Source organism: Candidatus Methylomirabilota bacterium, assembly GCA_035260325.1.
GTDB lineage: Bacteria > Methylomirabilota > Methylomirabilia > Rokubacteriales > CSP1-6 > AR19.
The window spans coordinates 1-7,353 of the sequence record DATFVL010000270.1 but is presented as its reverse complement, the minus strand read 5'-3'; the positions used below and the strand labels follow the sequence as shown (position 1 = coordinate 7,353).

At 72.6% G+C, this 7,353-nt stretch carries 8 protein-coding genes; all 8 read left to right on the top strand.

The annotated features are described in order from the left end of the window. Window positions 1–395 (top strand): MoxR family ATPase (locus VKG64_17320; GenBank protein ID HKB26798.1); only part of this gene is annotated, 395 nt, incomplete at its 5' end. Window positions 396–397: 2 nt separating this feature from the next. Further along, window positions 398–1,549: a VWA domain-containing protein gene (locus VKG64_17315; GenBank protein ID HKB26797.1), complete on the top strand. Its 1,152-nt coding sequence runs from the start codon at window positions 398–400 to the stop codon at window positions 1,547–1,549. A 42-nt stretch (window positions 1,550–1,591) separates the two neighbouring features. Further along, complete coding sequence (locus VKG64_17310; GenBank protein ID HKB26796.1) at window positions 1,592–2,668, top strand: XdhC/CoxI family protein; 1,077 nt, start codon at window positions 1,592–1,594, stop codon at window positions 2,666–2,668. Beyond that, a complete protein-coding gene (locus tag VKG64_17305; protein ID HKB26795.1) occupies window positions 2,665–3,705 on the top strand; it encodes a hypothetical protein in 1,041 nt (346 codons plus the stop codon). Before VKG64_17310 ends, VKG64_17305 begins: the two co-directional genes overlap by 4 nt. Beyond that, entirely contained in the window at window positions 3,702–4,088 is a 387-nt protein-coding gene (locus tag VKG64_17300; GenBank protein HKB26794.1) for an iron-sulfur cluster assembly scaffold protein, read from the top strand. Before VKG64_17305 ends, VKG64_17300 begins: the two co-directional genes overlap by 4 nt. After that, entirely contained in the window at window positions 4,085–5,302 is a 1,218-nt protein-coding gene (locus VKG64_17295) for a SufS family cysteine desulfurase (GenBank protein HKB26793.1), read from the top strand. Before VKG64_17300 ends, VKG64_17295 begins: the two co-directional genes overlap by 4 nt. Before the next feature lie 11 nt (window positions 5,303–5,313). After that, on the top strand, window positions 5,314–6,252 hold the full coding sequence (speB, locus tag VKG64_17290; protein HKB26792.1) for an agmatinase: 939 nt from the start codon (window positions 5,314–5,316) through the stop codon (window positions 6,250–6,252). Next, window positions 6,249–7,353: nodulation protein NfeD (locus VKG64_17285; GenBank protein HKB26791.1), on the top strand; the 1,105-nt coding region annotated here is incomplete at its 3' end. The genes speB and VKG64_17285, both read left to right, overlap by 4 nt.

Here is a 7,353-nt window from a genome sequence, read left to right as displayed (position 1 = left end):
CGCACCCGCCGCACGTCATCATCACCTCTAACCGGACCCGCGAGCTCTCCGACGCCCTCCGGCGGCGCTGCCTCTACCTGTGGATCGACTACCCGACGCTCGAGAAGGAGATGCGGATCATCGAGCGCAAGGTGCCCGGGATCAACGCGCGGCTCGCACGCGAGATCGCGAAGTTCATGGAGACGCTGCGCGAGGTGCGCCTGGCCAAGGTGCCGGGCGTCGCCGAGACGCTCGACTGGGCGCAGGCGCTCGTCGCGCTCCACGCCGACCATCTCGACGAGGCCCTCGTGGCCGAGACGCTCGGCTGCTTCCTGAAGGACGCGGACGACCTCAAGCGCTTCCGCGCCGAGGTCGCCAAGGCGGGCCTCGCGCCCTTCCTGCCCGCCCGGGGCTAGCCGTGGCCGGGCGCGAGCTGTCGAGCGCGGTCGTGCGCTTCGCCGCGCTGCTGCGGCGGCACGGCCTCCCCGTGACGCTCGTCCACGTGACCGACGCCGTGCGCGCGCTCGACCACCTCGACATCACCGATCGCGGGGAGCTCTACCTCGGCCTCAAGACCGTCTTCGTCGGGCGGCCCGAGGAGGCGCCCGCGTTCGACCGGTGCTTCGAAGCCTTCTGGCGCGCGGAGCCCGCGGGCGAGGAGGGGATCCCGGGGCTGATCCAGATCCCGCCCGCCGAGACGCGCGAGGCCGAGGCGACGCTCAAGTCGTCGAGCCAGAAGCGCGAGTCGCTGGCGCTCGAGACGTGGGGGGCCGACGACGAGGAGGGCAAGGACACGGGCGAGCCGCTCAGCGTGCCCGCGGCCTCGGACACCGAGGCGCTCGTCGGCCAGGACTTCTCCACCTTCGGCGCCGAGCAGCTCGACGAGATCCTGCGCCTCACGCTCAAGCTCGCGCGGCGGCTCGCGCACCGGATCACGCGGCGGCGGCGGCCGGTGCGGCGGCGCGGCCGCGTGGACCTCCGCCGGACGCTCCGGGCGAACCTCACGAAGGGCGACCTGATCGATCTCCGCTACCGCGAGCGCAAGCGGAAGAAGATCCGCCTCGTCCTCCTCTGCGACGTCTCCGGCTCGATGGACCTCTACAGCCGGTTCCTCCTCCAGTTCCTGTTCGCGCTGCAGAGCGTCTTCGGGCGCGTCGAGACCTTCGCGTTCTCGACCCGGCTCACGCGGATCACCGAGCACCTCCGCGCGCGCTCCTACCGCCAGGTGCTGCGCCGGCTCGCCGAGGTGCGCGACTGGTCGGGCGGGACGAAGATCGGCGAGTCGCTCGCCCAGCTCAACCGGGAGTGGCCGGGGCTCGTGGACCGGCGGACCATCGTGATCGTGCTCTCCGACGGCTGGGACACGGGCGAGCCCGAGCTCGTCGCCCGTGAGCTCCTGCGCATCAAGCGCCGCGCCGGGCGCGTCATCTGGCTGAACCCGCTGCTCGGCAACCCGTCGTACGAGCCACTCACGCGCGGCATGGCCGCCGCGCTTCCGCTCGTGGACGACTTCGCGCCGGGCCACAACCTGGCGGCGCTGCGCGATCTCGCGAGCAAGCTCGCCCTGTAGCGGTTTTCGTTTTGCGGCGGCGAAGCGTATCATTGGGTTCCCATGGCTGAGCTCTTCGAGCACATCGACGAGCTGCGGCGCTCGTCCCGCAAGGTGGCGGTCGCCACGCTCGTGAACACCCGCGGCACCACGCCCCGCAAAGAGGGCGCGAAAATGCTCGTCGGCGAGGGCGGCGCCGTCCTGGGCTCCGTGACGATCGGCGGGTGCGTCGACGCCCAGGTCATCGAGCAATCCGAGGACGTGCTGCGGACCCTGCGCCCGCGGCTGATCGAGATGAACCTCGGCGACGAGGAGGCGTGGGAGATCGGCCTCACGTGCGGCGGGACCATCGAGGTCTTCGTCGAGCCCGTCGCCTTCGACCGGGGCGACGACGCGGCGCTCGCCCTCTACGAGCGCGTGCGCGCCCACGCGGCCGCGGGCCACGCGGGCGCGATCGTCACGCGGCTCGACGGCCGGCCCGGCGCCAAGCTCCTGGTGCTCGACGACGGCACCGTCGAGGGGACGCTCGGCGAGCCGTTCCTCGACGAGCGGTTCGCGCGCGAGGCGCGGGCGGCGCTCGAGTCCGGCGCCTCGCGCACGCTCTTCCTCGAGGGCACGCGCGCCTTCGTGGAGGTGTTCACGCCGCCGGCGCTCCTCGTCGTGGTCGGCGCGGGCCACGTGGCGATGCCGCTCACGCAGCTCGCCCGGGTGCTCGGCTACCGCACCGTGGTGCTGGACGGCCGGCCGAGGTTCGCGACGCGCGAGCGGTTCCCGGACGTGGACGAGCTGCGTGTCGGCATGCCCTCGGAGCTCGTCGGCCAGTACCCCTTGATCCCGTCCACGGCCCTCGTCCTCGTCGCGCACGACTACAAGTACGACCTCCCGGTGCTCCGGCACGCGCTCGGCTCCGACGTCGGCTACATCGGGATGCTCGGCTCCCAGCGGCGGGGGGCGACGATCCTCAAGTTCCTCGCCGAGGAGGGTGCGAGCGACGCCGCGCTCAAGCGGATCCGCGTCCCGATCGGTCTCGACCTCGGCGCGCGCTCGGCGCCCGAGATCGCCCTCGCGATCCTGGCCGAGATCCAGGCGGCGCGGAGCGGCGGCACGGGTCAACCGCTGTCGGCCAAACGCCGGACATGAAGGCCATCGCCCAGCGCCGCGAGGCCGCGAGCGTCGAGGCGCTCGTGGGCAAGGTACTCTGCCACGACGTCCGCGACGCCGCCGGGAAGGTCGCCGTGGACAAGGGCGCGCGGCTGACGGCGGAGAGCGCCAAGGCGGTGCTCGCGGCGCCCTGGCAGGAGATTCATCTGCTCGCCCTCGAGGCCGGCGACCTCCACGAGGAGGAGGCCGGGGGGCGCCTGGCCGCCAGCGTCGTCGGCGACGGCGTCGAGGTGAAGGGCTACACGGGCGGCCAGTGGACCCTCACGGCGACGCGGCGCGGCCTCCTCCGGATCCGCCACGCCGCGCTCGCGGACGTGAACGCGCTCGAGGGCGTCTCCGTCTTCACGCTGTTCGACCTGCAGCCCGTGGAGCCCGGGGAGACGGTCGCCAAGTGCAAGGTCACGCCGCTCGTGATTCCGGACGAGACGCTGCGCGCCGTCGAGCGGGCGGCCCGCGCGGCGGGCGGGCTCGTCGTGGTCGAGGGCTTCAGGAGCGTGACGGTCGGCGCCCTCGCCCAGCAGCGGCTCGACGACAAGCAGCGCGCCCGCTTCGAGGCCGCGCTCACCCAGAAACTCGAGTGGTTCGGGAGCACGCTCCTGCCCGTGCGCTACGCGACGGGCTCGGCGCGCATGGTGGCGGACGAGCTCGGGGCGCTCGCCAAGGCGGGTGCCCGGGTGCTGATCGTCGCCGGCGCGAGCGCGCTCGACCCGCTCGACCCGGTCTTCGGCGGGCTCACCCTGCTGGGTGCCAGGATGGAGCGTCACGGCGCGCCCGCGCACCCGGGCAGCCTCCTCTGGCTCGCCTTCTGGGAGGGCAGGCCCGTGCTCGGGATGCCGACCTGCGGGATGTTCTCGCAGGCGACGACGTTCGATCTCCTGTTGCCGCGCATCCTCGCCGGCGAGGCGATCGACAACCGGACGCTCGCGGGGCTCGGCCACGGCGGCCTGCTCTCGCGCGACATGGCCTACCGCTTCTCGCCGTATCGCGCCAACACGGCGCGGGGCGAGCTCGAATGAGCGCGGTGCAGGCGGGGCCCTACAGCGACGTGATCCGCGAGCGCTGGCGGCGGCCGAAGTTCCGCGGCGAGCTGCCCGGCGCGAACGCCGTCGCCGAGGACGTCAATCCGCTGTGCGGCGACCGCGTGCGGCTCATGCTGAGCCTCGCCGGCAGCCGCGTGGCCGACGCGCGCTTCGCGGCGGACTCGTGCGCCATCTGCGCCGCGTCCGCCGACGTCACGGCAGAGCTGGTCGCGGGCCGTCCCGTCGCCGAGGCGCTCGGCCTCGAGGCGGCCGACGTCCTGGCCGTGCTCCAGGCGGACATCCGCCCGACGCGGATGCGCTGCGTGACGCTGCCGCTCTCCGTGCTCGCCATGGCTCTCGCCCGGAGGAACGGGGCATGACGCTCGACGAGCTGACGCGGCCCGACTTTCCGATCCTCTCGCGGACGATCAACGGCCACCCGCTCGTCTACCTCGACTCGGCCGCCTCGAGCCAGAAGCCCCGGAGCGTCATCGAGGCGATGACCCAGTACTACGAGCGGAGCCACGCCAACGTCCACCGCTCGATCCACACCCTCGGCGAGGAGGCCACCGAGCTCTACGAGGCCGCGCGCGACCGCGTCCAGCGCTTCATCGGTGCCGCGCGTCGCGAGGAGATCGTGCTGACGCGCGGGACGACCGACGGGCTCAGCCTGCTGGCCGACGCCCTCTGCCGGCCGCTCGCGCCGGGGGACGAGGTACTCGTCACGGAGATGGAGCACCACTCGAACCTGGTCCCGTGGCAGATGGCCGCGCAGCGCCAGGGCTTGAGGCTCGCCGCGGTACCGGTGACGGACGAAGGGCTCCTCGACCTCGACGCGCTCGACCGCCTGCTCACGGCGCGAACCCGCGTCGTCGCCTTCGCCCACGTCTCGAACGTCCTCGGCACGATCAACCCGGTCGCCGAGATCGTCCGGCGCGCGCGCCGGGTCGGGGCGATCAGCGTCGTGGACGGCGCTCAAGCCGCGCCTCACCTCCCGCTCGATATGTCCTCGCTCGGCTGTGACTTTTACGCATTCTCACCCCACAAGATGCTGGGGCCGACAGGCATCGGCGTGCTCTACGGCCGCCTCGAGCGCTGGGAGCGCCTCGAGCCCACGCGGGGCGGGAGCGAGATGATCAAGGAGGTCTGGATCGACCGCGCCCGGTGGAACGACCTGCCGTGGCGCTTTGAGCCGGGCACGCCATCCATCGCCGAGGCCGTGGGGCTCACGGCGGCCATCGAGTACCTGGAGAAGCTCGGCATGGAGCGCGTGGCCGAGCACGAGAAGGCGCTCGCTCACCCGTCCCTGGAGGGTCTGGCCGCGATCCCGGGCGTGAGAGTCTTCGGGCCGCCGAGCGGGGAGGACCGCGGTGCGGTGGTCGCGTTCGCCGTCGACGGCCTCCATCCCCACGACGTCGCGGCGCTCCTCGATGTCGAGGGGATCGCGGTGAGGGCCGGTCACCACTGCGCCATGCCCCTCATGCGCCGCCTCGGCGTCGTCGGCACCTCGCGCGCGAGCTTCTCGGTCTTCAACTCCCCCGAGGAAGTCCGGCGCCTTTGCGCGGCCGTCGCGGGCCTCCGGACCGCGCTCTAGGCCCGCCCACCGTGGATCGCCTCGGACCTCGCGACGCCTTCGTGTCCCCCCGGTTCGGCCAGGTCGCGACCTTCATGCTGCTGCCCCTCGCGCAGACCGCCGAGAACCTCGACGTCGCGCTGGTCGGCATCCCGTACGACGGCGGCACCTCGTACCGGACGGGCGCGCGGTTCGGTCCGCGCGCCGTCCGCGAGCAGTCGTCGCTGATCCGCCCCTGGAACCCCGTGCTGAAGGTCCACCCGTTCGAGAAGCTCCGCGTCGCCGACTGCGGCGACGTGGACGTCGTGCCCATCTCGATCGAGCGCACCTACGCCGCGATCGAGCAGCGGATCGGCGAGCTCACGTCCCGCGGCGCCGTGCCGGTCTCCGTCGGCGGGGACCACTCCGTGACGCTGCCGATTCTCAGGGCGCTCGCGCGCCGTCACGGCCGGCTCGGCATCGTCCACTTCGACGCCCATCCGGACACCTGGGACGAGTACTTCGGCTCCAAGTTCTTCCACGGGACGCCGTTCCGCCGCGCGGTCGAGGAGGGGCTCGTGGATCCGGGGCGCATGATCCAGATCGGCATCCGCGGCCCGCTCTACGGCGCCGAGGACTTCGCCTTCCACGACCGCCACGGCATCGAGGTCGTCCGGATCGAGACCGTGAAGGAGCAGGGAACCGCGTGGGTCGCCGAGCGGCTCGTCCGGCTGCGCGGCGGGCCGGTCTACTGCTCGTTCGACATCGACGCCGTGGACCCGGCGTACGCGCCGGCGACCGGCACGCCCGAGGTCGGCGGGCTCACGTCGTACGAGGCGCTCGTGCTCGTGCGCGCCCTGGTGGGCCAGGCCCTCGTCGGCGCCGACGTCGTGGAGGTCTCGCCGCCGTACGACGGGCCCGGGCAGATCACGTCGCTGCTCGCGGCGAACCTCATGTTCGAGCTCGTGAGCGTCCTCGCGCGCGAACGATGAGCGCCCTCGCCGGCCTGCTCCTGGCGCTCCTGCTGACGCCGGCCCTCGCCGGCGCGGCGCCCGCGCCCGTGGCCAAGATCGAGATCGAGGGCGTCATCAGCCCCGTGACGCTCCGGCTCGTCGGGCTCGCGATCGACCGCGCCCAGGCCGAGCGCGCGCAGGCGCTCGTGATCCAGCTCGACACCCCCGGCGGGCTCGAGCGCTCCATGCGCGCGATCGTCCAGCGCATCCTCGCCGCCGACGTGCCCGTGATCATCTACGTCGCGCCGACGGGCGCGCGCGCCGCGTCCGCGGGCGTCTTCATCACGGTGGCGGCCCACGTGGCGGCGATGGCGCCGGCGACCAACATCGGCGCCGCGACCCCGGTCTTCGCCAGCGGCGGCGGCGACAAGACGATGCTGAAGAAGGCGGAGAACGACGCCGCGGCCTTCATCCGCACGGTCGCGCTCGAGCGCGGCCGGAACGCGGACTGGGCGGAGAAGGCCGTGCGCCAGGCCGTTGCGATCACCGAGCGCGAGGCCGTGAAGCTGAAGGTCGTCGACCTCGTCGCCGACTCGATCCCCGACCTGCTCGAGAAGGTGGACGGCCGCGTCGTGAAGCTGCCCAAGCGCACCGTCACGCTGGAGACGCGGGGCGCCCCGGTGAAGGAGATCGAGATCGGGTTCCGCGACCGCCTCCTGAACGTGATCACCGACCCGAACGTCGCCTACGTGCTCATGATGCTCGGCATGCTCGGGCTCTTCTTCGAGCTCTCGAACCCGGGCGTCGTGCTGCCGGGCGTGATCGGCGGCATCTCGCTCATCCTCGCGTTCTTCGCGTTCCAGAGCCTGCCGATCAACTACGCGGGGGTGCTGCTGATCGTCTTCGGGATCGTGCTCCTGATCGCCGAGATCAAGATCGTCAGCCACGGCATCCTCGCGATGGGAGGCATAATCTCGATGGCGCTCGGCTCGCTGATGGTCTTCGACGCGCCCGAGCTGGGCTTCCGGGTGTCGTGGTGGGCGATCGTGCCGATGGTCGGCCTGACGGCGGGAATGTTCCTCTTCGTCGTCGCGGCCGGGGTGCGGGCGCTCGGCCGCCGCCAGCTCCTGGGCCCGAGCG

Coding starts and splice junctions, on each gene's coding strand:
- VKG64_17310 (HKB26796.1), top strand. CDS start 1,592: ATGGCTGAGCTCTTCGAGCACATCGACGAGCTGCGGCGCTCGTCCCGC.
- VKG64_17305 (HKB26795.1), top strand. CDS start 2,665: ATGAAGGCCATCGCCCAGCGCCGCGAGGCCGCGAGCGTCGAGGCGCTC.
- VKG64_17300 (HKB26794.1), top strand. CDS start 3,702: ATGAGCGCGGTGCAGGCGGGGCCCTACAGCGACGTGATCCGCGAGCGC.
- VKG64_17295 (HKB26793.1), top strand. CDS start 4,085: ATGACGCTCGACGAGCTGACGCGGCCCGACTTTCCGATCCTCTCGCGG.